The sequence below is a fragment of the Pseudoalteromonas sp. SCSIO_11900 genome (genome assembly GCF_000576475.1).
Lineage (GTDB): Bacteria > Pseudomonadota > Gammaproteobacteria > Enterobacterales > Alteromonadaceae > Pseudoalteromonas > Pseudoalteromonas tetraodonis.
The window spans coordinates 467383-492806 of the sequence record NZ_KK070025.1; the positions used below are offsets into that span (position 1 = coordinate 467383).

Annotated in this window: 23 protein-coding genes and 2 pseudogenes; 9 read left to right on the forward strand and 16 right to left on the reverse strand. The window is 39.6% G+C overall.

What is annotated here, in order from left to right; all coding sequences use genetic code 11:
* Positions 1-119: 119 nt before the first annotated feature.
* Positions 120-1037 carry a 4-hydroxy-tetrahydrodipicolinate synthase gene (gene dapA, locus BG00_RS16315; protein ID WP_036983944.1) on the forward strand — a complete coding sequence of 306 codons (918 nt, stop codon included), beginning with the start codon at positions 120-122 and terminating at the stop codon, positions 1035-1037.
* Positions 1038-1105: 68 nt separating this feature from the next.
* Here the strand turns inward: dapA and BG00_RS17835 are convergent, their stop codons facing one another.
* Together BG00_RS17835 and BG00_RS16320 are read right to left on the reverse strand one after the other, a co-directional pair.
* A complete protein-coding gene (locus BG00_RS17835) occupies positions 1106-1279 on the reverse strand; it encodes a hypothetical protein (protein ID WP_171034703.1) in 174 nt (57 codons plus the stop codon).
* 41 nt (positions 1280-1320) lie between these two features.
* Positions 1321-1641 (reverse strand): hypothetical protein, encoded by a 321-nt coding sequence (locus BG00_RS16320; RefSeq protein WP_051498260.1) that lies wholly within the window; start codon positions 1639-1641, stop codon positions 1321-1323.
* A 339-nt stretch (positions 1642-1980) separates the two neighbouring features.
* Between BG00_RS16320 and BG00_RS16325 the strand changes: the two genes are divergently transcribed.
* On the forward strand, positions 1981-3282 hold the full coding sequence (locus BG00_RS16325) for a DEAD/DEAH box helicase (protein ID WP_036984070.1): 1302 nt from the start codon (positions 1981-1983) through the stop codon (positions 3280-3282).
* Between the two features lie 32 nt (positions 3283-3314).
* Here the strand turns inward: BG00_RS16325 and BG00_RS16330 are convergent, their stop codons facing one another.
* Both BG00_RS16330 and BG00_RS16335 read right to left on the reverse strand, forming a co-directional pair.
* Positions 3315-4817: an amidase family protein gene (locus BG00_RS16330; protein ID WP_036983946.1), complete on the reverse strand. Its 1503-nt coding sequence runs from the start codon at positions 4815-4817 to the stop codon at positions 3315-3317.
* A 92-nt stretch (positions 4818-4909) separates the two neighbouring features.
* The gene (locus BG00_RS16335; protein ID WP_036984071.1) at positions 4910-6517 is read right to left on the reverse strand and encodes an NAD(P)/FAD-dependent oxidoreductase; all 1608 of its coding nucleotides are present in this window, start codon (positions 6515-6517) and stop codon (positions 4910-4912) included.
* A 187-nt stretch (positions 6518-6704) separates the two neighbouring features.
* Here BG00_RS16335 and fdxA point away from each other — a divergent pair, with 187 nt between their 5' ends.
* Entirely contained in the window at positions 6705-7028 is a 324-nt protein-coding gene (fdxA, locus tag BG00_RS16340; RefSeq protein WP_008114035.1) for a ferredoxin FdxA, read from the forward strand.
* A 10-nt stretch (positions 7029-7038) separates the two neighbouring features.
* Positions 7039-8203: pseudogene (locus tag BG00_RS16345) on the forward strand (DUF5916 domain-containing protein); the annotation flags it as partial.
* 96 nt (positions 8204-8299) lie between these two features.
* Here BG00_RS16345 and BG00_RS16350 read toward each other — a convergent pair.
* From BG00_RS16350 to BG00_RS16380, 7 genes are all read right to left on the reverse strand, one after another.
* The gene (locus tag BG00_RS16350) at positions 8300-9004 is read right to left on the reverse strand and encodes a TorF family putative porin (protein ID WP_036983947.1); all 705 of its coding nucleotides are present in this window, start codon (positions 9002-9004) and stop codon (positions 8300-8302) included.
* An 8-nt stretch (positions 9005-9012) separates the two neighbouring features.
* Positions 9013-10230 (reverse strand): BCCT family transporter, encoded by a 1218-nt coding sequence (locus tag BG00_RS16355; RefSeq protein WP_036983948.1) that lies wholly within the window; start codon positions 10228-10230, stop codon positions 9013-9015.
* A gap of 166 nt (positions 10231-10396) precedes the next feature.
* Positions 10397-12064: a choline dehydrogenase gene (gene betA, locus BG00_RS16360; RefSeq protein WP_036983949.1), complete on the reverse strand. Its 1668-nt coding sequence runs from the start codon at positions 12062-12064 to the stop codon at positions 10397-10399.
* Between the two features lie 9 nt (positions 12065-12073).
* Positions 12074-13537: a betaine-aldehyde dehydrogenase gene (gene betB / locus BG00_RS16365; protein WP_036984072.1), complete on the reverse strand. Its 1464-nt coding sequence runs from the start codon at positions 13535-13537 to the stop codon at positions 12074-12076.
* A 1-nt stretch (position 13538) separates the two neighbouring features.
* A complete protein-coding gene (betI, locus tag BG00_RS16370) occupies positions 13539-14114 on the reverse strand; it encodes a transcriptional regulator BetI (RefSeq protein WP_008111458.1) in 576 nt (191 codons plus the stop codon).
* 438 nt (positions 14115-14552) lie between these two features.
* Positions 14553-14855, reverse strand: a complete 303-nt coding sequence (locus BG00_RS16375; protein ID WP_024600891.1) for a hypothetical protein — start codon at positions 14853-14855, stop codon at positions 14553-14555.
* Positions 14855-15112 (reverse strand): DUF3081 domain-containing protein, encoded by a 258-nt coding sequence (locus tag BG00_RS16380; RefSeq protein ID WP_013463225.1) that lies wholly within the window; start codon positions 15110-15112, stop codon positions 14855-14857. Before BG00_RS16380 ends, BG00_RS16375 begins: the two co-directional genes overlap by 1 nt.
* A 146-nt stretch (positions 15113-15258) precedes the next feature.
* On the opposite strand from BG00_RS16380, the gene BG00_RS16385 reads away from it, so the two are divergent.
* Positions 15259-16539 (forward strand): flavohemoglobin expression-modulating QEGLA motif protein, encoded by a 1281-nt coding sequence (locus BG00_RS16385; RefSeq protein ID WP_036983951.1) that lies wholly within the window; start codon positions 15259-15261, stop codon positions 16537-16539.
* A gap of 218 nt (positions 16540-16757) precedes the next feature.
* On the opposite strand, the gene BG00_RS16390 is transcribed toward BG00_RS16385, so the two are convergent.
* The 4 genes from BG00_RS16390 to BG00_RS16405 form a co-directional block, all read right to left on the reverse strand.
* Positions 16758-17561, reverse strand: a complete 804-nt coding sequence (locus BG00_RS16390) for a DUF1338 domain-containing protein (RefSeq protein WP_036983952.1) — start codon at positions 17559-17561, stop codon at positions 16758-16760.
* Between the two features lie 27 nt (positions 17562-17588).
* On the reverse strand, positions 17589-19055 hold the full coding sequence (gene astD, locus BG00_RS16395) for a succinylglutamate-semialdehyde dehydrogenase (protein ID WP_036983953.1): 1467 nt from the start codon (positions 19053-19055) through the stop codon (positions 17589-17591).
* An 8-nt stretch (positions 19056-19063) separates the two neighbouring features.
* Positions 19064-20098 carry an arginine N-succinyltransferase gene (gene astA / locus BG00_RS16400; RefSeq protein WP_013463229.1) on the reverse strand — a complete coding sequence of 345 codons (1035 nt, stop codon included), beginning with the start codon at positions 20096-20098 and terminating at the stop codon, positions 19064-19066.
* An 81-nt stretch (positions 20099-20179) separates the two neighbouring features.
* Complete coding sequence (locus BG00_RS16405) at positions 20180-21385, reverse strand: aspartate aminotransferase family protein (RefSeq protein WP_036984073.1); 1206 nt, start codon at positions 21383-21385, stop codon at positions 20180-20182.
* Between the two features lie 190 nt (positions 21386-21575).
* Here BG00_RS16405 and BG00_RS16410 point away from each other — a divergent pair, with 190 nt between their 5' ends.
* From BG00_RS16410 to BG00_RS18505, 3 genes and pseudogenes are all read left to right on the forward strand, one after another.
* Positions 21576-22004 (forward strand): Lrp/AsnC family transcriptional regulator, encoded by a 429-nt coding sequence (locus BG00_RS16410; RefSeq protein WP_036983954.1) that lies wholly within the window; start codon positions 21576-21578, stop codon positions 22002-22004.
* A 255-nt stretch (positions 22005-22259) separates the two neighbouring features.
* On the forward strand, positions 22260-22634 hold the full coding sequence (locus tag BG00_RS16415) for a hypothetical protein (protein ID WP_036983956.1): 375 nt from the start codon (positions 22260-22262) through the stop codon (positions 22632-22634).
* Between the two features lie 296 nt (positions 22635-22930).
* Positions 22931-23809: pseudogene (locus BG00_RS18505) on the forward strand (GGDEF domain-containing protein).
* 1 nt (position 23810) lies between these two features.
* Here BG00_RS18505 and BG00_RS16425 read toward each other — a convergent pair.
* Complete coding sequence (locus BG00_RS16425) at positions 23811-24734, reverse strand: hypothetical protein (RefSeq protein ID WP_036983957.1); 924 nt, start codon at positions 24732-24734, stop codon at positions 23811-23813.
* A 384-nt stretch (positions 24735-25118) separates the two neighbouring features.
* On the opposite strand from BG00_RS16425, the gene BG00_RS16430 reads away from it, so the two are divergent.
* Entirely contained in the window at positions 25119-25421 is a 303-nt protein-coding gene (locus BG00_RS16430) for an isoamylase early set domain-containing protein (protein ID WP_013463235.1), read from the forward strand.
* The last annotated feature ends 3 nt before the right edge of the window (positions 25422-25424 follow it).

The window sequence follows — 25424 nt, forward strand, 5'->3', positions numbered from 1 at the left end:
ATTTTGTATCATCAAACCCAATAACACAAGCCATTTTATAATTAAATACTGGCTATCACTGCAAATAGCGCAGTAAATATGGTACAAATAGGCCAAGTATTAATAACAATGATTTTTTTATGCGCACCCTAGAACAAATTAAACAAGCAAGCCTTATTACTGCAATTAAAACACCTTACTTAACAAATGGTGAAATCGATCTTGCAAAGTATGATGAACTCGTTGAAATACAAATTGCAGCGGGTGTTGACGGCATAGTTGTTGGTGGTACCACCGGTGAAGGCCAGTTAATGAACTGGGAAGAGCACTTAATGCTAATTGCGCACAGTGCCAATAAATTTGGTGAGCAATTACTGATTGTAGGTAACACCGGAAGTAATAATACGCGCGAAGCAATTAAGGCAACTAAATATGGTTTTGCCAGCGGCATGCATGCCTCATTGCAAATTAACCCTTACTACGGGCGCACATCTATTGCGGGTGTTAAAGAACACTTTAAACGTGTGCTTGATATTGGTCCGGCGTTTATTTACAACGTAGCAGGGCGCACAGGTCAAGACCTCACCCCTGATATTATTGAACCACTGGCCCAGCATGAGCACTTTATTGGTGTTAAAGAATGTGGTGGCAATGAGCGTATAGCGCACTATGAACAACAAGGTATCGCGTGTTGGTCTGGGAATGATGACGAAGCACACGATGCACGCCACACCCATAGAGCACATGGTGTTATTTCAGTTACATCTAACCTGATCCCAGGGTTGTTCCGCCAATTAATGGATAGCAAAAATGATGCGCTTAATAATTCATTACAACCATTAATGAACTGGCTGTTTTGCGAGCCAAACCCAATTGCCATTAACACCGCGATGATCATGACCGGCGCGGTTAACCCAGTGTTTAGAATGCCTTACGTGCCGCTCAACGATGAGCAACAGCAACAAGGTGAAACGCTAATTAATCAGCTGAATGAGCAAGATTTTGTCGGTAGCCGAGCGCAGTGTGTTGATATTAGTAAGGTTTTGATTTTATCTTAAATTCTTAAATCCTTTATTAGACACGTTTTTAAAGCAGCCTACTGTGAACACAGAGGCTGCTTTTTATATCACTGCCAATAGTAGTTGAGTTTAAGCTGCCACATAGCTGAATTAGCATGAGTGACCGCCAATCTAATATCAATATCTTGGCTTATAGGCACTGCCAGTTCTAGTTTGGTTTGCGCAGGGTTTTTGGCATTTAAGAATGACTTTTCATAGGATGCTCTGAGCTTATATCCCACCTATCTCACTTTGGCTATTTTTTACTAAAATACTTAGCACACTAAAAAAGGCCAGTTCCAGATTCAATAGGAATATTTGACATATTGAACTGCTTAACAACATTATTTTCATCAAATAACATTACTAGCTCACTACGTGTGCCTTCTGATTTTGTACTAGCTAAACCATAGGCAAATAAGATAGAGCCAACTGTTTCAACCGTAAATGCTGAAGTATTATCATAACGATACTTCCATATTGATAGTCCACCATCTGTATAGCTCGTCTTATACGGGCTTCCAAATTCTATACGTATTTCTTGCTGAGTTGTTTTACCTTTTATTATTTTTGCACTGGCATCTACTTCTGTTAAATCTTCCATTGACGGGTTACCGCTATTTGCACAACCACTTACCGTAATGATTGAACAAAGGATTAAACCCCAAGCGAGTATTTTTTCACTATATAACTCAATTTATTTAAATTTCTAGTCAAAAACTAACATAGGCATACCTACCCAAATTGTAAATCAAAATTTTAATCCTTAATCAAGTACAAAAGCCTTCTATTGATTAACTTTATTTAGAATAGCCATTGTAGGAAATAGCTAATTACCCTGCATTTTATAAATTAGCGGTTTCTGGTGTTTAAAACTAACTGTTTAAGCGATTTTACTGTATAATTTGCGACCCTTGATAATGTGGCCGCAGGTTATACAGCAATGAATTTTAAATCTTTTAGTTTTGCCCCTGAACTAATTCAGGCGTTAGACGAACTTAATTACCACACCCTTACGCCCATTCAGCGCGCAGCTATTCCGGCTGTTCGTAAAGGTAAAGACGTTTTAGCAAGTGCACAAACCGGTACAGGTAAAACCGCTGCCTTTGCACTCCCTATTATCCAAAAGTTATTTGAGTCAGATAGCAGTACTACGAATGCGCCAAGCGCCTTAGTCCTTGCGCCTACGCGAGAGCTTGCAGAGCAAATAGCGAATAACTTTAAAGACTTTGCTAAGTACACTTCGCTAAAAGTAGTGAGTTTATTTGGTGGTGTTAATACCGCAGGACAAGAAATTGCACTCAAAGAAGGTGTGGATATTGTAGTAGCAACACCAGGGCGTTTACTTGATCATATTCGTTTAGGTAACTTAAGCCTTGCCCAAGTAAAACACTTAGTACTTGATGAAGCTGACCGTATGCTCGATATGGGCTTTATTAATGACATGCAAAGCGTAATAAAAAGCTGTGCTGATGAGCGTCAAATTTTATTGTTTTCAGCTACTTTCCCAGCAGCAATTAAACAATTTGCCTCTAAAGTGCTAAAGCAACCTGAAATTGTGCGTGTTGATCAAACTAACAGCACCGCAAGCACAGTACGACACGTGGTTTACCCAGTAGAAGAGCGCCGTAAGCAAGAGTTACTTTCTGAGCTAATTGGTAAGAAAAACTGGCAGCAAGTGCTGGTGTTTGTAAACATGAAAGAAACCGCAGATGAGCTAGTCACTGAACTTAACCTAGACGGTATCCCAGCTGCAGTGTGTCATGGTGATAAATCGCAGGGTAACCGTCGTCGTGCGTTACGTGAATTCAAAGAAGGCAAAGTACGGGTTCTAGTTGCAACAGAAGTAGCGGCCCGTGGTATTGATATTGACGGTTTACCACGTGTTATTAATATTGATTTACCTTGGCTTGCTGAAGATTATGTTCACCGTATTGGCCGTACCGGTCGTGCTGGTAACCAAGGACAAGCAATTTCGTTTGTGAGTCGCGAAGAAGAAAACATGTTGTTTGAAATTGAAACCTTAATTGGTCAAAAAATTAAACGTGTTTACTTAGAAGGTTACGAAGTAAGTAATCGTGAAGTACTGATTGATAAAATTGGTAAAAAGCCAGCGCATTTACGCCGCACCCGTGCTAATAAGCCATCAGGCCAAGCTACCGGTGAAGCGAGAGCGAAAAACCGTTCGCGAATTTCTAATGTACGTAAAAGCTTAAAAGGCGAAAAGCTATCACTTAAAAAGTAAGACAGCTAAGCCATTAAAAAACCTGAGTTTACTCAGGTTTTTTTTATGCCTAATACATTATCAATAATAGCAGCGTACTTATACGCAGCCGCTTCATCGTTCTGATTAGCTATAACTGATAAACCAACCGGTAAGTGGCTTACTTTACCTACTGGCAAAGTGATGTGGGTTGTTCCTGCAATAGCAGGCAATGAACTACTACTGCCTTTAAAGTTATCACCGTTAATTAAATCGGTTTTCCACGCGGGCGAAACGGTGGGGGCAATTACAATATCGAGCTGATTATTGCGGTATAAATTGCTAATAGCGCGGTTTGCTAGTGCGCGATATCGCGCTTTGGTGCTTTTGTATCGTTGTATTTCACTCAAATCAACCGCGTTAGCTTGTTGTAAAATATCTTGCTCAAAGTAGGGCATTTCCTGCTGTTTATTTGCGCTATTAAATGCGATTAACTCATCTAAACTTTTTACGGTTACCTGCGTTGGTGTTTTGCTTAAGTAGTGGTTAATTTCGGCTTTAAAGTCGTAAAGTAGGATGGCGTATTCATCAACGTAAAGCGTGCTTAAGTCATCTTTTACTGCAACATTGACAACGGTATGACCTGCGTCTTTTAATGTTTGTAACTGCTTAGCGTAAAGCTTTTGAGTTGCCACAGTAAACTTACTGGCAGGTAACGCGCCTATCCTCAGTGATGGCTTAGGCGCTATACTATCAAGCTTTCTATTTACGTTGAGTGTCGATACATCGTCTGAGTCTTCATCTTGAATGACTGATAATACTGCGAGTGCATCTTTTAAAGAATGCGCCATTGGGCCTACCGAATCTTGGCTACTAGAAAGAGGGATCACGCCTGCGCGCGAAACTTGCCCCATGCTGGGTTTAATGGCGTACACCCCATTAACCGAAGCAGGGCAGGTAATTGAGCCGTCGGTTTCAGTGCCCAGCGCAATAGGCGCAAAATTTAAAGCAACCGCCACAGCAGAGCCCGAGCTAGAACCACACGGATTACGAGTTACATCATGGGCGTTATGGGTTTGCCCACCTATTGCACTCCAACCAGATGATGAATACGATGAGCGAAAATTAGCCCATTCACTTAAGTTCGCTTTACCTAAAATAATAGCGCCTGCTTGGCGTAATTGTTTAACCACAAAGGCATCTTTATTGGTAATGTTATTTTTAAGTGCCAGTGAGCCCGCTGTGGTGGGTAATGTACCTGTTGTTTCAATGTTATCTTTTAGTAATACCGCGATACCATGTAAAGGGCCTGCCCATTTTCCGGCTTTAAACAGTGCATCGAGTTGTTTGGCTTGTTCAATTGCAGTGGGCTCAATACTAATTACTGCATTATATTTAGGATTGAGCTCGTTTATTCTGTTGATATAAGTGCGGGTAAGCTGCTCAGCGGTGGTGGTATTATTTTTATAGGCACTGTGAATGTCACTAATGGTTTTAAGCTCTGTATTGTTAGCCGCTGCGTGTAAGTTAGTTATTGTACAAACACATAAGATTAAAAGTAGCCGTTTTATACTCATTGTTATTATCTATTTTATGGAAACACAGGACATTTTTAGCACAAAAAAACCTCACATTGTGAGGTTTTTCGGTAAAGGTCGATTAAATCGAGTTAGGCGTTTTCTAACATCGATAACGCAACCGCCTCTGCGGCTTTAATGCCATCAATACCCGCTGATAAAATACCGCCTGCATAACCTGCGCCTTCACCTGCAGGGTAAAGCCCTTTAGTATTAATACTTTGGAAAGTTTTATCGCGCTTGATACTGATAGGTGATGAAGTACGCGTTTCTACACCCGTTAGTAAGCCATCCTTGGTTGAAAAACCACGAATTTGTTTGTTAAAGGCAGGAATTGCTTCACGCAAGGCTTCAATCGCAAAAGGAGGTAATACGTTGCTTAAATCAGTCAGTTTTATACCTGGTGTATATGAAGGCTGTACATCCCCTAAATTAGCCGATGATTTACCTTTTAAAAAGTCACCAATCAACTGTGCTGGGGCATCGTAGTTTTTACCACCAAGTTCATAGGCTTGCTCTTCTAGCTTACGCTGTAAATCAATGCCGGCTAGGGGATGCCCAGGGAAGTCTTTTTCTGGCGAAATACCCACTACAATAGCGCTGTTAGCATTACGTTCACTACGTGAATATTGGCTCATGCCATTGGTGACGACTCGGCCTTCTTCAGATGTAGCGGCTACTACTGTGCCGCCAGGGCACATACAAAAGCTATATACAGTACGGCCATTATTACAATGGTGTACTAATTTGTAATCTGCTGAGCCTAAAATAGGGTTACCCGCATTATCGCCAAAGCGGCATTCATCAATCATTGATTGCTTATGTTCTATTCTAAAGCCCACTGAAAAGGGTTTAGCTTCAACATAAATGCCTTTATCGTGGATCATTTTAAACGTATCGCGGGCACTGTGGCCAACCGCTAATATCACATGGCGAGTTTCAAGCTGTTCACCATTAGAAAGTGTAAGCCCAGTCACTTGGCCTTTGTCTAAATGAATATCGTCAACGCGGGTGCTAAAACGAATTTCTCCACCAAGTTCTATAATACGGGCACGCATTTTTTCAATCATGGTTACTAGTTTAAAAGTACCAATATGCGGCTTACTAACGTATAAAATTTCTTCAGGCGCGCCGGCCTCTACAAACTCAGTAATGACTTTACGGCCATAATGTTTTGGATCTTTTACTTGGCTGTAGAGCTTACCGTCTGAGAACGTGCCTGCGCCACCTTCACCAAACTGTACGTTTGATTCTGTATTAAGGGCCTTTTTACGCCAAAAGCCAAAGGTGTCTTTGGTGCGCTCACGCACTTCTTTACCGCGCTCTAAAATAATTGGGTTAAAGCCCATTTGTGCCAACACTAAACCGGCAAATAAGCCACAAGGGCCAAAGCCAATTACCACAGGGCGTTCTTTAATACTGCTATTGGCGTGCGCTACAAATTTGTAGTTGGTGTCAGGGGAGACTTTAACGTGTTGGTCTTTTTCAAACGAGGTTAACAGTTGTGCTTCGTTATCCACTTCAACATCAAGCGTGTAAATCAGTAAAATAGCGCTTTTTTTACGTGCATCGTAACCGCGTTTAAACACATTGTAGCTGTGTAGCTGCTCTGGGCTTATATTTAATTTATTGATGATGGCTTGGCCTATGGCATTTTCGTCATGGTCAAGCGGCAGCTTTATTTCGGTTAAACGTATCATTAATATCTCTTTAGGTGTCATAGCGGGGATTAAATTCCGCTCACAATAAGGGGGGGCACAAAGCGCTGATTTATAAGCGACATATGTTACGTTAAATTGCCCACTTTTGGCACTTATTTATTGTGTTTTGGTAAGGGTTGGGTATGATCCGCAGCTGTTATTGTGAAACATTAGGTATTAAACCATTATGGCGTTTGTAGTCACCGAAAACTGTATAAAATGTAAGTACACTGATTGCGTATCAGTATGCCCTGCAGATGCATTTTTTGAAGGCCCTAATTTTTTGGCTATTAGCCCTATTGACTGTATTGACTGTGGTTTATGCGTACCTGAGTGTGCCGCTGATGCTATTTTTCAAGAAGATGAATTACCTGAATCGCAAAAAGAGTTTACCCAATTAAATGCGGAGCTAGCAGAAATATGGCCACGCATCACCCAAGTTAAACCCGCCCCGGAAGATGCCGATAGTTGGAATGGTGTGGCTAATAAATTAAAACTTCTCGACACATAATCATTCTACTTCGTTGTGTCAGTTTGACAAAATAAGCGGATTTAATAATTTAGCACCGAGTAAAAACCTGCAATTAACGCCAACATTAACCGCATTAAGAAACGATCAAAAAACATAAGTACCTGGTGCGTGGGATAATGGCGATGTAGACACTGAATTAGGGCTTGATCTTCGTTGGAGTATTACTAAAGATGCCGTAATTAATGCCACCATAAACCCTGACTTTTCTCAGGTAGAAACCGATTCGTTAGAACTGGATGTAAACACCACATATTCTATTTATTACGCTGAAAAACGCCCGTTTTTCTTAGATGGCGCATCTTACTTTAAAAGTAACTTATTTGAACTGCTTTATTCCCGTACCATAGCTGAGCCTACTATTGGCGCCAAGCTCACCGGTAAAACCGACAGCCACAGTTATGCGCTAATGTTTGCAGATGACGATAACGGTAATATTTTATTGCCAACTAACCAAGGCTCGGGCTTTGCCAACCTAAATGATAAAACCAAAGCAGCGGTGGCGCGATATCAATATGATATTGGCCAACAAGGTACTATTGGTGTCACTTCTACACATAGAGAAAGTAGTGACTACCATAATACGGTGCTATCGGTTGATGGCAGCTATGGTTTAATCAGTCAGATACGCTTAATTATCAAATCGCGAATGCTGATACCAATAACTTGCCGCTTTTAGACCTATAAAAGATCTAAGATTATCGTTTTACGCCGAATACGTAAGCCGTATAGATTACACTAATGAGCAGTTAGGTGATGTTTTAACTACACAACCGCAGGCTGTTTGGGATATTAATAATCATTGGCAGGTCGATGTTAGGCATAATTATAGTCATTTAGATGATTACCAAGGGCGACGTGTTTTTACCGCAAACCTTATTGATTTTAGGCTTTATTATAAGTTTAGCATGCGCGCTATGCTTAAGCTGATTTTACAGTTTGAAGATATAGACAGAAATGAAGATGCTTACTTTTATCAGGTTAGTGAAATCAACAAAGATTATGGAAGTCAGCTGGTTTACTCATACAAAATTAACGCACAAACGTTATTTTATTTAGGTTATTCAGATAAAGGTTATCAGGGTGACTCGTTAAAAAGCATTGAGCGTGACCAACGTACTTTCTGTACTAAAGTCAGTTATGCGTGGCAGTTATAAGGTTATAAACATTATGAAAGCAAGGTTTTGCTAGGCAATAAAAAACACGCTACTGGGTAGCGTGTTTTTTGTTTTACTAAATGGTAAACCTAGTTATTACAAGTCAAAAGTACGTGAGATAGCAAGTACAATTCGCTCATCGGCGTAATCGTAGTCCAAGCTGGTATTCTCAGCTGCTACTTCAATACCAAACCCTTCATAGCTTGTTTGGTACGCTAAGCGGTAGTGATAATACGATTTGTCGCCCTTAGCTTCATCCCATTGGAACTTATTGCCATCGAGTGAGTTTGAAATATCAAAGCTGGCACTAATCGCATGATTTGGCGCAAGCTCGAAAGTGTGCGCAATCATCGAAATCACATGGCCAGTATCGTAGCCAAAGTAATCCCAGCTGTACCAAAAGTTAAGCTCTGTTTGGCCGTAGTCACTGGCGTAACCAAATTTAGTATACGCTTCTGCGTAGTTACCATCGCTGTTATTACCTTGGTAAGTGTAATAAGCAATACCGTAATCAAGGCTTACTTGTTCGTTTAACTGAATGTATCGGCCTACGTATGCATCTAGTTCAAAGTCGGTGTCATCACCAAAATCTACGTTTGATGCCCATACACCGGCATAAACACCGTTATCATACGCGTAGTCAAGGCTTGCTTGTAGCGCAGGATCGTTATCTGTTTGAGTTACACCATTAAAGGTGTAATCAGATGCAGCCGTAATCGTTGTTGACCAGTTAGCCGCTGCTGTTGTTGATAAAACAGTTAATGGTAAAGCGATAAAAAGGTGTTTTAATTTATTGTTCATGTGATTTCCTAGCTGATTGTTTCTATTTTTGTGTAATCAATTTTATTCGCTTTAGGCGATCCTTCGATATTGCTGACTGTTTTAAGTTTGCTGTAGGCAATAAAACCAATACAAATAAAGAATAACCCTATAACTAAAGCACCAACCCATTGAATTTGTAAAAACTCAAGCTTAAATAGCAATGTTAGTAGCGACAAAGCGACAACGTTCATGGCAATGTACTTAAATTTACCAAGGCGTTTTACAGTTAAGTTTAAATTATCTGTGTATAAACGGATCAGTGAATCGAGCGAGTTGATAACAAACACGATACCTACAAACACCATGGCAAAGTTTTTAATACCTGAAGTTGGAATGCCGGCTTCGTGATAGTGATATAACACACTAAACCAGATAGCGATTGGAATTGACGGGAAAATTAACATAGCGCCCAGTACTTGGTATGTTTTTAAACCGCCCACAAAACGCGATGTAAATTGACCAATCATAATACTCCACGCAAACCACCAAAATAAGTAAAACTCATGGTAATCATTCAGTGGTAATACAAACTCATTGATGTTGGCAAAGTAATTACCAATTAATCCGATGTTTTTAGTAAATGCAGAGAGTTCACTGTCGCCAAATAAGAAGGCATCAGCCCACATAAAGCCAATTAGGGCTATAAACAACCAAGTAGTTGCAATACTTAAAAAGCGTACATATTTAATATCGGTACTTGAATACACCGCAAAGCAAATAGCGGCAAGCACGATTAAGTAAAACGCAGGAATAACATTTGAGCCATCACCGAGTTCAGGTAAATACCACGGCAAGTTACTCAGTAATAAGTAAGCGGTAAACGCACAGGTACCAATAATAACGACATTATTTATAAACTTAACCCATGGAATTTCAAAAAATTTCACTTTGGGTTCTATTACACAGAAATAAAAGCACGTAAGAAAATAAAATCCCCAAATTAAAAATCCCCAATAACCAAACTCAATAGAGAGTGGGTTGGCAAATGCATATTCTGGGCTTGCTTTTATGTCTGCATAACCGGCAAATTCGGTTAAAGGAAACATAATAAGGCCAACGTCTAGGCCTGAGGTAAACAGGATTGCTATAAAAGTGAATGTTCTCACTGGTGTGACGCCTACTACACGTACATTGCCCCATTTTATTAAAATAGTAACAATGGCAAGTAAGGTGAAAATAATGCCTGCATTAAGCCAAATAGTCATTATCGCCCTCCCAGAATGAATAAAAATAACACATATATACTCCGTTTTTTATTGTGCTTGCATTAACACAGGCATAACCTATTTATGCTTGTGAGCCACTGCAAGGCGCATAAAGGCACTCCTTAAAGCATTTTGCTTAAAAGAGTGGCCTTTATGGCAGGCTAAATTAAAGGGTTTTATTTCGTTGTGAAGTTTGCCAATCAGTGGCATTCACAACATCAACTCCTGTATGAGCTAAAGGCTTATTACCTAAAATAATATCAGCGGCTTTTTCGGCCACCATAATGGTAGGCGCATTTAAATTACCATTAGGTATGGTTGGAAAAATCGACGAGTCAACCACACGCAAGCTTTGCATGCCATGCACTTGGGTATTTGAGTTAACTACAGCCATGTCGTCTTCACCCATTTTACAAGAGCAAGAAGGGTGGTAAGCGCTTTCCACTGCTTTGCGCACAAAGGCATCAATTTGCTCATCCGTTTGAACTTGTTGCCCTGGTTGAATTTCTTCACCACGAAAGTCGTCAAAGGCAGGTTGTTCAATAATTTCACGCGTTAAACGTACGCACGCCCTAAAGCCTTCAATGTCGTCTTGGTGCTCAAGATAATTAAACACAATCTTTGGTGGCTGCGTCGGATCCGCTGAGGCAATGGTGACACTACCACGACTTTTAGGTTTGTTATGACCTACATGCACTTGAAAACCATGCCCTGCAAATGCACTGCGTCCATCATAACGCATTGCTGCGGGTAAAAAGTGATACTGAATATCAGGCCATTCAACACCGGGTTTTGAGCGAATAAAGGCACATGATTCAAAGTGATTAGTTGAGCCTAAACCTTTACGGTTAAGCAGCCATTTTGCACCAATTAAACCTTTAGAAAACAAGCCTAATTTACCGTTTAAGGTAATGGGTTGTTTACACTTATATTGAAAGTAAAACTCTAAATGGTCTTGCAAGTTTTGACCAACACCTGGTAGGTGATGTTTTACTTCAACACCTGCTTTTTCAAGTATTTGTGTATCACCAATACCGGACAGTTGTAACAGGTGAGGAGAACCGATAGAGCCCGCACTTAAAATAACCTCTTTACTTGCTGTGGCTGTTTTAACTGTGCCATTGAGCTTGTATTCAACACCGGTTGCTTTTTTACCGTCTAAAATAACGCGCTGCGCAAGTGCATCGGTTACAATTGTTAGGTTACTGCGATGTTTAATCGGATCTAAATATTCACGAGAGGCTGAGCTGCGCACACCGTTTTTAACGGTCATGTGCATAGGGCCAAAGCCTTCTTGTTGAGCATTATTATAATCAGCTGTAGTGGCATAACCCGCTTGAGCACCAGCATCAATAAAGGCGCTATACAAAGGGTTTTCCATGTTATTACCGTTATTAACGCCAAGGGGGCCTTTTCCACCACGATGGCTGTTTTCACCTAGGTAAAAACTTTCTGCTTTTTTAAAATACGGTAAACAGGCTTGATAATTCCAGCCATTAGCGCCATGTTGCTGCCATTCATCAAAATCTTTTGCATGACCACGTACATACACCATGCCATTAATAGATGATGAGCCGCCAAGCACTTTACCGCGTGGGCAGTGCATTTCACGGTTATCTAAGTACTTTTCTGGCTGCGTATGAAATTGCCACGCATACTTATCGGTATTCATTGGAATCGACAGAGCAGTGGGCATTTTAATAAAGATGCTTTTATCGCTGCCGCCGGTTTCAAGTAACAATACCTTGTTACTTGAATCTTCAGACAAGCGATTTGCTAACACACAGCCTGCCGACCCTGCGCCTACAATAATATAATCAAAAGAGTGGTTCATAATGATTCCTTAAAATGGGCTTTCTATGTCAGCCATACCAACATAAACAGACTTAGTTTGCGTGTAATGATCAAGCGTTTGTATGCCGTTTTCGCGGCCGATACCTGATTGCTTATAGCCACCTACAGGCATTTCTGCCGGCGAGTTACCGTAAGCATTGATCCAACAAATCCCCGCTTGTAGCTGATGAATAACGCGATGAGCACGTTTAATATCGCTAGTGAAAACGCCTGCAGCTAAACCTAAGTGAGTGCCGTTAGCACGTGCAATAACATCATCTTCGTCATCAAACACTAAAACGCTCATTACTGGGCCAAAAATTTCTTCTTTGACGATGGTCATTTCATCGTTGCAATCAACAAATACGGTTGGCGCTACAAAATAACCATTTGGCGCTGATGCTGGTGAAAGCGTTGAGCCACCGGTTAATAGCGTTGCCCCTTCCTCAATGCCTTTGTTGATGTAGCTCAGCACTAAATCTTGATGCTTTTTAGAAATAAGCGCGCCAAAGTTAGTGTTTAAATCTTGTGGATCGCCGGCAATAATATTGTTTTCGGTGCGTGTTTTAAGCTCATCAATAAACTGCTGGTACACATTTTTGTGAACATAGATACGAGTGCAATTAGTACAAATTTCACCTTGGGTATAAAAGTTCCCTAACATTGCCGCGCTTACTGCTTGCTCTATATTGGCATCGTCAAAGACAAGTAACGGCGATTTACCACCTAGTTCCATAGTCACATCTTTTAATGTACCTGCAGCACTGGCGACGACTTTTTTACCGGTACCTACTTCACCAGTAAATGATACTTTTTCAATATCTTGGTGTGCAGTAAGCCATTGGCCTACCTCACTCGCGCCTTGAACTACATTGAATACGCCAGCGGGTACACCTGCTTCAATAAACACCTCGGCTAATTTAATTGCGCCAAGCGGGGTTTCTTCTGAAGGTTTAAAAATAAATGCATTACCCGCTGCAAGGGCAGGGCCAGACTTCCAACATGCAATTTGTAATGGGTAGTTCCATGCACCAATACCAGCACAAATACCTAAAGGCTCTTTGCGTGTGTAGTAAAAGTCATCGCCAACCATTTGTTGTTGACCAACTTGCGCAGGGGCAAGGCCTGCAAAATATTCAATTACATCTGCACCTGTTTCAACATCTACGCAGTTAGCTTCTTGCATTGGTTTACCGGTATCGAGCACTTCAACTAGTGCAAGCTCATCATTACGCTTGCGTAAAATAGCAACGGCGTTTAATAAAATACGGCTGCGCTCAATAGGGGTCATAGCTGACCAGACTTTAAAGCCTTGTTTTGCACTTTCAATTGCTGCGTTTTGAACGTATTCATCGGCAACTTCAACGGCATAAATTACTTGGCCGGTTGCAGGGTTTACTACATCAAATGTTTCGCCGCTTTTGTTTGCAAGGAATTGACCGTTGATAAAGTTTTGATAGATAGGTGTAGTCACGTTAGGCTCCATATTGCTTGATAAGTGAATGCACGTAGTTTTTAGCCAGTGATTCACTGTGTTTAAACTGATTTTCGTCTGATTGGCTTAATACGGCTCGTAGCCATAAACCATCAATCATTGCTGCGGTTAACTCTGCCGCGAGATTTGCTTGCGCTAAAGGCATTAATTGCTTAAATGAAACGGTTAAATTGCTTTGCAAGCGTTTGCTGTTTACATTTTGTAAACGATGAAGTTCCTTGTCGTGCATTGATTGCGCCCAAAAACTTAACCACGTCCGAGTGGTGTCTTTTCGTTGTTGTACTAGCGCAAAGTTTGATTCAACAATAAACATTAACCTTTGAGTTGGCGTGGTCTTTTCATCTACTTTGCTGATCAAATCATCTTTCAAGTTAGACAGTAAGTAACGCACAGTTGCTTCAATTAGCCCCTGTTTCCCACCAAAATAATGGCTAATTATGCCAGAGGACATCCCCGCATTTTTGCTAATACTATTAATTGTGGTTGCTTGTAACCCTTTTTGCGCAACTGACTCTATTGTTGCGTCAATTAGCTGCTGACGCCTTACAGGTTCCATTCCAACTTTAGGCATAATTTTTATTAATTGATCGTTCAATAAAGATAAGCTTAAGGTAATAGCTCTAACAATTCAAGGTTCGTGCAAATGGTGAGTGTCTGAAATGTGGATAAATAATTAATAAAATAAGTCTAAAATGAAGTTATATTAACAAGCTGGATTTTTGTAAAATATCATTTAATAACAATTTGTTACGTGTGTTTTTTTGATTGTATTTTGCGGTGTAATTATTTGTTTACATAATTGGTGAAACTTTTAGTGATTTATTTATTAGTGTGATAACTATTAGAGTACTAATTGTATTTTTTGTGGGCAGATTACTTTAAAAAGCGGTAAGGCGAGTTTGTCGGAAGATCCAAGAAAAAAGATTCAGGAAGTGAAATATGAGATTAATTTACAGAAATGTTAACTTAGTGAAGAGATAAATAAAGACGCTGTTTAGGTTTCAACAACGCCTTTAAATAACAAAGGATAACGTCTTAAACGGTTGCCAATATAATCGTCAGCCATAATTTGGTCGCAAATTTCATCAATATTATCGGTCGCTTCAAATACCCAATCAAAACGTTCTATTGCAAGTAAAAATCCACGTTTTAAATGCGTTTGCGCACGGTAATAAGCAAGGTTGTTTTTGATGAGTTGCAGTTTTTCAGGCTCTGCTTTTAATTGCGCAATAACTTGATTAATAAACTGCAAATTGCGCGAACTGGTTGGTCTGTTTCTTCTATTAGTTGATCGCATCACTCTTCATTAGCTATGTTGTAAAGTTTTTTCAAAAAGTCGTCTTTGTGTTTGTCATGTTCATAATCAAGGTGATAAGTATTATGAAACCCAAAGCGAAGTAAAACACCACTACCTTGTAAATAGACGGTATAGCCATCTATGTCAGAATATGCAGTGATCCCTTGATAAAATTTACCTTCTTCTGTGACTTCTCCGCGTTGTTGAATGCGTTCGTAAACCGCTAGAATCTGTTTATTGTCGATTTCATTTTTCATTGTTTGTCCCTTTTATTTAATCACTCATACGCTATAGAAGTGAGGGTCGATCATCATAAAAACAATAGTCTAAAAAGTATGATATTGCTTTGTTATTTTTCATTTATAAATTATGCTCAAAGTTCACTTTTTGTTGAGCTTTTACCATGATAGACAAAGCGTTACTTTTGAAAACTCGTGAATTATCCGACCAACTCATTGCATTGCAAACACCCATTAGAATACTCGATGCAATAAATTGGGATAAACAAATTAAAGAGGAATTTTTTAGACAAAAATGTCAAAAAAATCCACTTATTGATCGTGCTTATTATCAACAGCGCGATTTAGGATTTGTTCCTAGCGAGTTGCGCCAAGCATTTTCAACACTGCACCGCAATATTATTAACCAGTTGGGACAATTAAACCCAATTGCACAATATATGGGTAAAATGTGTACCGAATATAAAACGGTTCTGAGTATGCTTGAATACCGCGGTACGCCAGAGTTTCATGACTTATCAGTGGAGCTATTTGGTCATCCTAAAGATTTGTTTCATGCCGGTGAGCCTTCGCTATCAGAACTGGCTAATATGCTCGAACAGCCTTTAAAAAATTTACTTGCAGCGGATATTTTGCCAGAAGATCCTAAAAATATTGAGGCCAGCGACGCGGTGCGGATTTTATCTGAACAGGTCAATGCCAGCATGCCGGGAATAAACGTAGAAGTGATGCTAAGTGATGGTATTGTCAGCGATGCGGCAGCAGGTGCTAATAATATTAAGCTCAATCAAGATGTTAAGTTTTCTCAGCGCGAATTAGATATTTTAGAGGTGCACGAGGGCTGGATCCATGTAGGCACCACTCAAAATGGCTTAGCGCAACCTTATTTAACTTGCTTGAGTAAAGGCACACCAAGCTCTACGGTGACCCAAGAGGGGCTTGCAGTACTGACGGAAATTATTACTCTTAAATCAACACCACGTCGCTTATCAAAATTAGTAAACCGTATTCAAGCGGTGACGAAAGTAATTGATGGCGCTGAGTTTATCGATATTTACCGAGATTACGTTGCTCAAGGTTTATCAAAAGACGACAGCTATACCCTTGCACAGCGCGTTTTTAGAGGCAGTACCGCAACCGGCTTACCCTTTACCAAAGATATTGCTTACATAAAAGGCTTTGTTTTAGTTTACAACTTAATTAGGGTGGCGATACAGCTTGGTCGAATTGATCAGTTGCCATTATTGCTGGTGGGTAAAATATCAATTGATGACTTTAGATTAATTTCGCAATTGCATGACTTAGGTGTCATTGAAAATCCGCAATTTGTGCCGCCTCATTTTAAAGATTTAAGAGGCCTTGCTACGTGGCTCAGCTTTGGTCGATTTATTGGCGATTTGTCATTCAAACAACTAGAAAACGACTATAAGCCGTTGTTTTTATAATATTAAAGAGGAAGGGCGGCTACTTTTTTTAGCAAAAAACGCAGTTGGAATAAGCAACTGCGTTTAAGTTTACACACATAAGCCTGCATGCCCATAAGGGGGCAATTGATTGTTCTCATTTTTATTTATCGTTTTATCGATACATAAAATTGTTTTAAACCATTCATTAGGCACAAAAAAAGCCCAAAAGTGGGCTTTTTAAATTCAACACACTTTGGTTATCGTGCGTTGGTGCTTTCAAATATTTTGTCTGCAGAGGCAGCGACAAAACCGGTGTAAATTTCACCATCAGGTTTTGGATAACGAATAGCAAACTCGTAAAAACAGCTAGGAATGCGCATATCGCCATCGCTAAAGGTTACTGCGTATTCATCAGCTAATGTTGATGATTGCTCTAATAGCACCTCTGGTGAGCCTTTTACTTCACCCCCTGAGGTATTGAGTGCAAAACCTGCATCTTTAAGAGCTTGGTTTACATCATGGATGTTATCAAACTTAGCCAAAGTATTAATGTTCACGGTGAAGTGATTGGCACGATAACCCCACGCAGACATCCACGCCGCATATTCGCTCTCAGCTAATAACTTTTTGTATGTATCGGTGCTTACTTGCCAATGCGTGCCTGAATATAAAAAGTTATCGGCAGTCACTGCGCTTTCGTCAATTTGTGAAACCATATCAGTGACAATTGCTTGTAGTTCAGGCGAGCATTTTTCAACTAATAACTCAGAGATAAACACTTTAGGCTGCGTTGGATCGCTGTGCTCGTAATGCTTAGCGTAGAGTTTTTTTGCTTCAAAATGATACTCACCACACTCTTTGTAGCCAATGGCTAAAAAGTGTGCAGCTAGTTTTTCAAGGCCTACTTTTTCAATATTAAAAGTACGCAGCGCAATATGGTCGTTGATTATATCGTCTTTTTGCGTTGAGCCTAATAGGTCATGAATTTTGTCAGCCGATGGCGTTACGCTTAGGTAGTTTTGCCACAGGTTATCAAATAATGTGTTTACATCAGTATGCATGGTAAATCCTTAAATCTGTTTAAATTGTTATTCAATTATTAAGCCCGGCGCGAGGGTTTGCGGTAAGTTAACTTTTTCTGACTCTACTGAGGCCACTGGGTATGCGCAGTAATCTGCAGCGTAGTACGCACTGGCTCTGTGGTTGCCACTGGCACCTATACCACCAAATGGCGCTGCGCTTGATGCGCCTGTAATAGGGCGGTTCCAGTTAACAATGCCGGCACGAATACGTTTTAAAAAGTGACTGTAATCATCTTCGCTATCAGCAAGTAAACCAGCAGATAAACCAAAGCTGGTGTTGTTTGCTTCTGTTATAGCGCTATTGAAATCAGTGTAACGATATACTTTTATAAGCGGGCCAAAGTGTTCTTCATCGGCAATTTCGCTTATATTAGTGACATCAATAATGCCTGGGCTTACAAACCCAGTGCCTGATTTTAACTGCTTAAGCTCAACAAGAATCTCAGCACCTTGTTTAACTAGCTCAGCTTGCGCTGCCACCATGCCTAATGCGGCTTTTTCACTGATCATGGCACCCATAAAAGGTTGATCGTCCGCAAAGCTATCGTCTACTAAGATATTTTTGGTGGCGCTAATCAGCTTTTCTAAAATAGCATCGCCATTGGGCGACTTTTCAATAAACAAACGGCGTGCACAAGTACAGCGTTGGCCTGAGGTGATAAAACCCGATTGAATAATATCGTGCACGGCGGCGCTAACATCAGCAACATCTTTAACCACTAGCGGGTTATTACCGCCCATTTCAAGCGCTAAAATTTTACCTGGGTGGCCAGCAAATTGTTTATGTAATAAATGCCCTGTGTTTGAGCTACCAGTAAAAAATAGGCCATCTATATCTTGATGTGAGGCCAGCGCTTTACCTGTTTCTAACTCACCTTGAACAAGGTTTATAACCCCAGCAGGTAAGCCTGCTTTTAACCATAGTTCTAAGGTAAACTGCGCTACATGAGGTGTTAATTCTGATGGTTTAAATACCACGGTATTACCGGCTAGTATGGCTGGTACAATATGGCCGTTTGGTAAATGCCCAGGGAAATTATACGGACCAAAAATAGCGACCACACCGTGAGGTTTGTGGCGAATAAAGGCTTTTGCACCAGGCATTGGGTTTTCGGTTGTACCAGTACGTTCATTGTAAGCACGGATCGCAATGGCCACTTTGCCTGTCATCGCGCCCACTTCTGTGCGTGTTTCCCATAGCGGTTTACCTGTTTCACGAGCAATAATAGTGGCAAACTCTTCGCTGTGTTCTTTTAGTTGGGCTACGAAGTTTTCTAAAATAGTAATACGTTGCTCAATTGGCATGTCTGCCCATTGAGCTTGCGCGGCTCTTGCCGCTTTAATGGCACTGTCAACTTGCTCTGCGTTGGCGCCATTACCTTGCCATACAATTTCACCATTACTTGGGTTAATAGAATCAAACGCTGGGCCTTTGCCTACAAGCCATTGATTATTAATTAGTTGTGTGTTCATAAATAATGTTACAGGCGGAAAAATCGCGCTGCATCTCCTTGTTTTAAATGAAGTGCATCAGCTACTTCTTGGCTGATGATTAAGGTGTGCTTTGCCTGATTGTAATGAGCATGTTTAGTGAATGTGGCTCTAAAGTCACTAACCCCTTGATTACAAATAGCAAGGGTGTCTGAGCTTTGCTCATTGATATGTTCAAGCTCGCCGATAGTAATAGGGCACACCTGTGAATCACGAATACTGCGAATATTACCGAGTTTTGCTTCTACAGTGGGGCCTGCGTCAAATAAATCAACATATCCGCGGTGTTCAAATCCTTCTTTTTCAAGCAGTTTAAGTGCTGGTTTGGTTTTATCATGCACATGGCCAATCACCGCTTGTGCTTTTTTGCTCAGCAAATTCACATAGATAGGGTATTTAGGCATGAGTTCACTAATAAACACTTTATCGCCTAACCCCACTAAATGATCGGCTTGTGGGAATTCAATGCTAAAAAAGTGTTCCTGTAACCATTGCCAAAATGGCGAGTGACCGTCTTCGTCGCTAACACCACGCATTTCAGCAATTACTGTGTCGGCAAAGCGCTCGCTGTGTTGCGCCATAAATAAAAAACGTGAACGTGATAAAAAACGTCCCGTCAGGCCTTTTCTACTGTCTTCACGTAAAAATAAAGTACATATTTCTGAGCAGCCAGTGTAGTCATTACACATACTCAAAATATCTACGGTATTGTAAACGTTTAAGGTAGGTGAGTGATGAACGGTTTTACCTAGATGATAATGATACAAAGGTACAGATAACCCGACGGCCGCTTCAATGGCGGTAGTACCAATTACCTTTCCGGTTTCACTGTCTTCTAAAACAAATAGATAGCTTTCGTCGATGGGCTTATCTACGTTTTTAGTAAAACTGTTTTGCGCACGATCAATTTTTTCTTGTAGTTGCCCATCATCGACAGGTAAAGAGGTAAAGCCATGGCCAGACTCAATGGCAATCTCTTTAAGTGCTGCAAAATCATTGACAGTAATAGGACGTAATACTTGCATTAACTACTTGCTCCAACAACATATAAAATCCTGAGGTAAACGTGTGTTTGCCTCAGGACTTAGTTATGTTTTACTTAGTTATTAACCGTTTACTACATCGCTTACTGCTTTTTCAAAGCGAGCTAAGCCTTCTTTAATGTCCTCAAATGGGATCACTAATGAAGGTGTAAAACGAATAACGTTCATACCGGCTACTAAGTTCATTAAGCCGTTATTTGCACTTGCTACTAAAAAGTCACGAGCGCGGCCTTCAAATTTCTCATTTAGTACCGCACCGATTAGTAAGCCTTTACCACGGACTTCGCTAAATACATGGTATTTTTCATTAATTGCATTTAAACCATCACGGAACATATGTTCACGCTCTTTTACGCCATCTAATACAGCAGGTGTATTAACGGTATCAAATGCCGCTTCTGCAACAGCACAAGCCAACGGGTTACCACCATATGTAGACCCATGCGTGCCTACTTTTAGGTGTGCTGCAATTTCAGTGGTGGTGATCATAGCGCCAATTGGAAAACCGCCACCTAAGGCTTTAGCCGTCGTTAAGATATCAGGAACAACATCTAAGCCTTCGTATGCGTATAAGTGACCTGTACGGCCAACGCCGGTTTGCACTTCATCAAAAATAAGTAGTGCGTTGTGTTTAGTACACAGTTCACGTACTTTTTGTGCAAATTCATTAGTTGGTGGCACAATGCCGCCTTCACCTTGTAATGGCTCCATCATTACCGCACAGGTATCATCACCAATTAAGGCTTCAAAAGCGGCAATATCATTGTAGTCACAATGCACAATATCAGCAGGTTTTGGACCAAAACCGTCAGAATAAGCAGCTTGGCCACCCACTGTTACAGTAAAAAATGTACGACCATGAAAACCTTTATTGAAAGCAATAATTTTAGTTTTTTCAGCACCAAATTTATCCAGTGCAAAGCGACGTGCTAATTTTAATGCTGCTTCGTTTGCTTCAGCCCCTGAGTTTGCAAAGTAAACTTTTTCAGCAAACGTGGCATCAACCATTTTTTTAGCTAGACGAAGAGCTGGCTCATTGGTCATTACATTTGATAAGTGCCAAATTTTTTCGCCTTGCTCTTTAAGTGCACCGACTAATGCAGGATGGCAATGCCCTAAACAATTAACTGCAATACCACCGGCAAAATCGATAAATTCGTTATTGTTCTGATCCCACACACGTGAGCCTTCACCGCGAACAGGAACAACAGCTGAAGGGTTGTAATTAGGGACCATTACGTCGTTAAATAAATCTCTGGTTACTTGCATTTTTACACCTAAATTATTCACATAAAAAATACGTTGCTGAAAAAATAACGATAAGGTCAAGATGATTCAGCAATACAATGTGTTTTACTTATTAAAAATGTCATTATCAAAGGTTATGAATGAAATTTGCAGTGCTATTTTGTGAAAAATGATTAGAATAATAGTCAAATTAACGAATTTAATTAGCATTATGATAACTCCCCAAGATGAAAAACTACTCTCAGTATTAAAAACGAACGCCCGCGCTAGCATTTCTGATCTTGCAAGGCACTTGAGTTTATCTCGTTCAACGGTGCAAAGCAGAATGCTAAAATTAGAGCAAAGTGGGATCATTAAGGGTTATAGCGTTGACTTTGGAGATGACTTTTTAAATAGCTTGGTCTCTGCGCATGTTTCAATAAAAGTAAAACATAAGCTAACAACAAAAACTAATATTGAATTAAAGCAAATTGATGCGATTTCTCAGTTGTATGCAATTAGTGGAGAGTTTGATTTAATTGCCATTGTAGAAGCACAGAACCTTGAGAAGTTAAGCCACTTACTTGATGATATTGGTAACTTAGATGGGGTAGAGCGTACCCGTTCCTCGGTTATTTTAGAGACTAAATTTAAGCGTTAATTCGATTTATTTAGTACATTCAGTGAGCATTAATTATTGCATTTAAGCTAACTTGATTGTAGTCTACTCGATATTAGGAACAAGGAATATTTTTAACCAAATCAATAGGCTTATTGCCCTGCATTTGTTGCAATTCTCCGGTACTTAATAAATCTCATCAATACAGTTACTAATTTTATTAGCATTGGCTAATAAGATGTGAGTGAAATAGGACGTTTTTAGCACCACTGGGCTAAGACTTTACAAGGAAATGTTATGAAATACACAACAATGGCTGCTGTGGCATTATTAATAGGTGGCTCATATTTAAGTGCAAAAACGACTTTATTTGACCCTGCACAGAGCATAACGGTTGAAACTTACAGCGATATATTCTTCAAATTAGAATCCTCTCCTGTCAGCATTAATGAAATTATTACCGGGGCGAGTCAATTTGCCGATAGCTTGTGTGATGAAACTATCTACCAAGAAGTAATTGGCGAATCGGTAAACTCATGTAAGCAAAAATTCAAACAATCTCAAGCACAATGTGCTGAGTTTATAATAAAAAATAACGAGCCTATGTACACTGATAAAGTGGCTATAACACAGCTCTCTGAGAAGTTTATTAATTGCATGACCAATAGCTAAAATAGCACTTACAGTTCTTAATATATTAAAAGCGCGGCTCCTTAACTGAATGAGCATTGATGCTTGAATTTTTATTTAGCATATTCCACTGCGTGGTCTATTCTAAATTTTATTAATGCTCAAACGCCCAGTTTGCTTTAGGGAGTACAATGCAAGAAAATTTACTGAATTCAGTCATCAAAATAGCAAAAAATAGAGATGTAGATTCTCTTGAATATAGTTTGATATCGACCATCCAAGAATTTATAGGCTGTAAAAAGGTCTTAGTTTATAAAGATATAGAATTTTAAGGCCAACTGACTATTGAGCAAAGTCTTTGCTTAAAAGTGACGGGTGAAAAGCAATTAGAGTGGGTACAACGACAAATTGTTGCACAGCCTGAGGATGAACTTCTATCGTGTTTACGCTCTGCCTGTATTATTACTGTTCAGTCTGCCGATGGAATTGAACGCCGTTGCCTCCCCATTACCCGCCAAGAAAAAACAGTTGCTGCCATTTCTGTGGTTTCAAAAAGTTTAGATAGTTCGGCTCAAGTGATGCTATATGCTTTTTGTCGCATATTTGAAAACTATTTAGTGATACTCCATGAAAGCGAAAGAGATAAATTAACGGGTCAGTTAAATAGATAGACCTTTGAGAAAAAAATAAAACAGCTAATTGAAAAACAAGTATTAAAAATGCACGGCTCATCCCGAGATGAGGATAAAAGGCAACAAAAGCAGGCATCAACATCTTGGCTGGCTATTTTAGATATTGATCATTTTAAAAATATAAATGATCAATAAGGTCATATCTGTAAAGATGAAGTGTTACTGGTATTAGCGCAAAAAATGCGTCACTTTTTTCGCTCAACAGATTTAATTTTTCGTTTTGGTGGGGAAGAGTTCGTGATTGTTTTTGAGCCCACAGATGCTGACTCAATCAGTAATAAAATGGCTGAATTTATACAGCTCATTAGGTAATACATCGTTTCCTTTTGTTGAAAATATGACGATCAGTGCTGGTTTAGCGCGTATTAGTCCTTATGTTTTCCAATTGCAGTGCTAGAAAGCGCAGATAAAGCGCTTTATTATGCAAAAAATAATGGCCGAGATAAATTTTGTATCTATGAAGATTTACTTGCCGAGAACTTAATAAGTGTACAAGTTAATTTCTCAGAAATAGATTTATTTTAAACTACTGCGGCTGAGGATGGCTTCGCTGCACTTTTACTTTGGTTACTTGGTCGAGCTTTATAAAATAAACATTGCCGCCAATGCCTTTGAATTCTTCATCGGTAAAGGCGATGGTGTTGTCATCATAAAAGCTGATTGCCTCTTTTTGGGTTACAATACCTAAGTCAATTTTAAATACATCGCCAGAGAAAAACTTATCGCCTTTAAAGTTTTCAAACAGCCAAATACTGGTTGAATCTAGTAGTGCGAGCTTTTTTCTATCTGGGCTAAGTGCTGCGGATGTGATCCAGCAAAGCTTTTCCATAGTGGTGCACGTTTTAAATGAGTCTATCAGCTGGGCATCAAAATTCGCTGCATGGTCGCCTACTTTGTAAACGTTAGTAATTCCATCGAATGGCTCTGTGCGATTTTTAGTAAACAAGTATAAATGTCGTCCAAAAGCCACAAACGCTTCTAAGTCATAATTACGTTGATCAGGCTGTATTGGGCTGCCATCTAATTCTGGGTAGGTAAACTTTATAATTTCAGCTTCTGTTGTATTGGTTTTTATATCTATGGGGTTTTCTATTTTATAAATTGTTAGCCATTTACGTTCATTTTTATTATTACCAAAGTCGCCTAAAAAGAAATGACCAAACTTATTTTGCGTCATATCTTCCCAGTCTATATTTTTTGCATTCGTGACGAGTACTTCTTTTGCAATTGAACCATCGTCATTGAGCCTATAAAGCTTAGGCTCGTCGCCACTATCGTTAATAGCCCAAAGCCGTTTATGTTTATCAAACTCAATGCCTGAAATTTCTTTTAGTTTTGGGTCTACAGAGACCACCTTTTTACTATATAGTGTATAAATTGAACTGCCTACAACAGCCGTAATGATGCTAAAGACGATAACAGAAGTAATAAGGATGCTTTTTTTCAACATTGTATTTAAGTGTTCATTGGGTTAGCTGAGTAGATAGTTATTATCGCTGATGATGTTGTTAAGCTAAAGGTTTTTATAGTTTTAATGTAGTAATAAAAATTAATAAGTATGTGTATAAGGACAAAAGCAAATTAATTAGCTGTTATGGTGTAGTTGGTTTAAAAGTTGCTCAGTTGCAGTGTTTACTTAAAAATCAGTTTTAATGGTTAAAATTGCACCAAATCAGTGCGATAAAATAAATAACGCACTGTAATAATGCGTAAATAAAGTTTTGATTAACTTTAAAGCTGTTTTTATGTGAATGAATGGATTCCACATCGCCTTTTTAAGCTGTTTGGCCTGTGGCAAAGATGAATAACCCTTATGGTTTAGTTGGAGCCTATTATGTTGAATAAACGCTTTTTTAAAACAAAAAATGAAGCAGAAGTAACCTTTGAATTTTCTCACCCAGATGCAGATGATGTCTGTTTACTTGGAGAATTTAATGATTGGCAGCCGGTGCCAATGAAGCACAACAAAAAGCTTGGCGTATTTAAATGCAAGCAACGTCTTCCCGTTGATAAAGAGTTTCATTTTCGCTATTTAATAAATGGTAAACAGTGGGATAACGATCATCAGGCTGATGGGTATATTGCTAATAATTTTGGTACAGAAAATAGTATAGTAAATACACAACGCATTAATTAAGGT